3 protein-coding genes and 1 pseudogene are annotated in these 3,269 nt (G+C 66.0%); 3 read left to right on the top strand and 1 reads right to left on the bottom strand.

Annotation, left to right across the window (positions count from 1 at the left end):
• Positions 1–453 (top strand): annotated as a pseudogene (locus EN780_RS30620) (phenylalanine--tRNA ligase subunit beta); the annotation flags it as partial.
• Between the two features lie 43 nt (positions 454–496).
• Positions 497–1,099: a nucleotidyltransferase family protein gene (locus EN780_RS30615; RefSeq protein WP_127391980.1), complete on the top strand. Its 603-nt coding sequence runs from the start codon at positions 497–499 to the stop codon at positions 1,097–1,099.
• A gap of 210 nt (positions 1,100–1,309) precedes the next feature.
• On the opposite strand, the gene EN780_RS30605 is transcribed toward EN780_RS30615, so the two are convergent.
• Complete coding sequence (locus tag EN780_RS30605; RefSeq protein WP_127391979.1) at positions 1,310–2,305, bottom strand: aldo/keto reductase; 996 nt, start codon at positions 2,303–2,305, stop codon at positions 1,310–1,312.
• A 96-nt stretch (positions 2,306–2,401) separates the two neighbouring features.
• Between EN780_RS30605 and EN780_RS30600 the strand changes: the two genes are divergently transcribed.
• On the top strand, positions 2,402–3,269 hold an 868-nt coding region (locus EN780_RS30600; protein WP_133372784.1), incomplete at its 3' end, for a LysR family transcriptional regulator.

The following is a 3,269-nucleotide window of genomic DNA, read 5'->3' as shown; positions in this document are numbered from 1 at the left end:
ATCAAGCTCGGCCCGAAGACGGTGCTCGGCACGTTCGGCGAATTCCATCCGAAGACGCTTGAGGCGCTCGACGTTTCCGGACCGATCTGCGGCTTCGAGGTTTTTGTCGACGCCGTGCCGGAGCCGAAGGCCAAGCCGACCCGCACAAAGCCGAAACTGGAGCTGTCGCCCTTCCAGGCGGTGAAGCGCGACTTCGCCTTCGTCGTCGACAGGACAGTCGAGGCCGGCACGCTGGTGCGCGCAGCGCTTGCCGCCGACAAGAAGCTGGTCACCGGGGTCTCGGTGTTCGACGTCTTCGAGGGCGCGTCGCTGGGCGCGGCCAAGAAGTCGATCGCCATCGAGGTGTCGATCCAGCCGGTCGAGAAGACGCTGACCGACGAGGACTTCGAGGCGTTGGCCAAGCGCATCGTCGAGAACGTCAACAAGCAGACGGGCGGCGTGCTGCGCGCTTAAGCAGCGGATTGCCGGAAGGTGGCGAATCGTCCTCCAAAGGGCGATGGACCATCTCCGCTATTCCGGCCTTCCCTTCGAAGTGCAGCGCGCAGCGTTCCTCGGCATCATCGCGAGCGACCCGCTCATTGGCGAAACGCTGGCGCGGGTGCGGGAGCTCGCGCTGCCGGACTGGCTGATGGTTTCCGGCGCGCTCTACAACAGCGTCTGGAACCACCTGACCGGCAAGCCGCCGGGCTACGGCATCAAGGATGTCGACCTGTTCTATTTCGACGATGCCGACCTTTCCTACGAGGCCGAGGACGCGGTCATCCGCCGGGCGGCCAGACATTTCGACGGGCTGACGCTGCCTGTCGAGGTGCGCAACCAGGCGCGGGTGCATTTGTGGTATCCGGAGAAGTTCGGGCAGGAATGCCCGCGCTATGCGAGCGCAAGCGAGTCCGTCAGCTATTTTGCTTCGAAGACGCATGCGGTTGGCGTGCGGTACGGCCGGGACGGAGCGCTGGAGCTGGTGGCGCCGTTCGGGCTGGACGATGTGTTTTCGTTCCGGATTACACCGAACCGGGTGATGGACAACCAGCGGACGCATGAGGCGAAGGGGAAAAGGGCGCAGGAGTGCTGGCCAGAGATTGAGGTGGTGCCGTGGTAGGATATGTAAGCGCGAGGCGCCCCCCTCTGCCCTGCCGGGCATCTCCCCCACAAGGGGGGAGATCAGCAGCTTTGGCGCCGCGCCTTTCCTTCAAACGGTCGTAATTGGCGAAAGCGGCGGTGACAGCCAATCTCCCCCCAAGTGGGGGAGATGTCCGGCAGGACAGAGGGGGGCGCTGTCCCGCCGGCGTCTCAAAGCAAGCTGAACCGTCTAACCATTCACCAGCGCCATCAGCTCCTCGGTATAGCGCTTGCCGACCACCTTATCCGGCGACAGCGCGTCGCCGATCGCGGCAACCTCCGCAGCACTCAATTCGACCCTGGCCGCTGCCGTGTTCTGTTCCAGATGGCGGATTTTCCGCGCGCCGGGGATCGGCACGATGAAATCGCCCTGGTGCAGCACCCAGGCGAGCGCCAGTTGAGCCGATGTCACGCCCTTCTCCGCCGCCATCTTTTCCAGCGTGGCAACAACCTTGGCGTTGGCCGCCATGGCCTCGGCCTGGAAGCGCGGCTGGCCGAGGCGCCAGTCGCCGGCGTCGAGGACGTCCGGCTTGGCGATCGTGCCGGTGAGCAGGCCGCGGCCGAGCGGGCTGTAGGGGACAAAGCCGATGCCGAGCTCGCGGCAGACGGCGAGGACCTCGTCCTCTGGATCGCGGGTCCATAGCGAATATTCGCTCTGCACGGCCGAGATCGGATGCACCGCATGCGCCCGGCGGATGGTCGCGGCACTCGCCTCGGAGAGGCCGAGCGCGCGTACCTTGCCCTCGCGCACCAGCTCGGCCATGGCGCCGACCGTATCCTCGATCGGCACGTTGGGGTCGACACGGTGCTGGTAGTAGAGGTCGATGACATCAGTGCCCAGCCGCTTCAGCGAGGCCTCGGCCACCGCCTTGACGTGCTCGGGGCGGCTGTCGACGCCGGCCATGCGGTCGGTGCCCGTCCCCTCTTCCAGGATCTTGAAGCCGAATTTGGTGGCGATCGTCACCTTGTCGCGCACCGGCTTCAGCGCCTTGCCGAGCAGGATCTCGTTCTCGTAGGGGCCATAGACTTCGGCGGTGTCGAAGAAGGTCACGCCGATCTCGACGGCGCGGCGCAGCGTGGCGATCGCTTCGGCTTCCGGCTGGCCGCCATAGACGAAGCTCATGCCCATGCAGCCGAGGCCGACGGGGAAGACTTCGAGTTCAGTTCCAAGTTTGCGGGTTTGCATCACGCATCTCCTTGTTGTGATGCGGAACAAGTAGCCACTTGCCTTTCGTTCGATAACCGTGTCGCTTTTGCACGGCTTGTTCTATAAAATAGATCAATGAACCGCACCAACTTTTCTCAACTGGCCGTGCTTGCCACCGTCGCCCAATGCGCCAGTTTCCGCGGCGCCGCGCGCGAGCTCGGCATCGCACCGTCCGCGGTGAGCCATGCCGTATCGAGCCTGGAGGCGCGGCTCGGCGTGCGGCTGCTGGCGCGCAGCACGCGCAGCGTGGCGCCGACCGTGGAAGGGGCGCAGTTGCTCGAACGGCTGCGGCCGGCGCTTTCCGAAATAGACCACGCGCTGGAGACGGCGGTGGAGGCGCGCGACCGGCCGGCCGGCAATCTGCGGCTGACCGTGCCGCGCACGGCAGCGCACCTGACGCTGACGCCACGGCTCGGCGCCTTTGCCGCCGCCTATCCCGACATCGTGCTGGAGATCGTCATCGAGGACCGCTTCACCGATGTGGTCGAGGGCGGCGTCGATGCCGGTGTGCGGCTCGGCGAAAGCCTGCAGCGCGACATGATCGCCGTGCGCATCGGGCCCGACCTTCGCGGCGCCGTCGTCGCCGCGCCGTCCTATTTTGCCACGATGCCCAGACCGCGCCACCCGCGCGAGCTCGCCGACCATCGTTGCATCCGCTTCCGCTTTTCCAGCGGCATCCTCTATCGCTGGGAATTCGAGAAGGACGGCGAGGAGATCGAGATCGCTGCGCAAGGGCCGCTGATCCTCGACGAGGACCATCTGATCGCGCAAGCAGCGGTAGACGGCGCCGGGCTCGCCTTCGTCTTCGAGCCCTATGTCAGGGCGCCGCTCGCCGACGGCAGGCTGATCCGCGTGCTGGAAGACTGGTGCCCGACCTTCGACGGCTTCTTCGTCTATTATCCCAGCCGCCGGCAGATGCGGCCGGCGCTGCGGGCTTTCGTGG

The organism is Mesorhizobium sp. M4B.F.Ca.ET.089.01.1.1, assembly GCF_004022605.1.
Taxonomy (GTDB): Bacteria; Pseudomonadota; Alphaproteobacteria; order Rhizobiales; family Rhizobiaceae; genus Mesorhizobium; species Mesorhizobium abyssinicae.
This window is presented reverse-complemented; position numbering and strand designations above follow the sequence as displayed.

Bases quoted from the DNA above. Each gene is read 5' to 3' on its own strand.
- EN780_RS30615 (WP_127391980.1), top strand. From the start codon at position 497: ATGGACCATCTCCGCTATTCCGGCCTTCCCTTCGAAGTGCAGCGCGCA.
- EN780_RS30605 (WP_127391979.1), bottom strand. From the start codon at position 2,305: ATGCAAACCCGCAAACTTGGAACTGAACTCGAAGTCTTCCCCGTCGGC.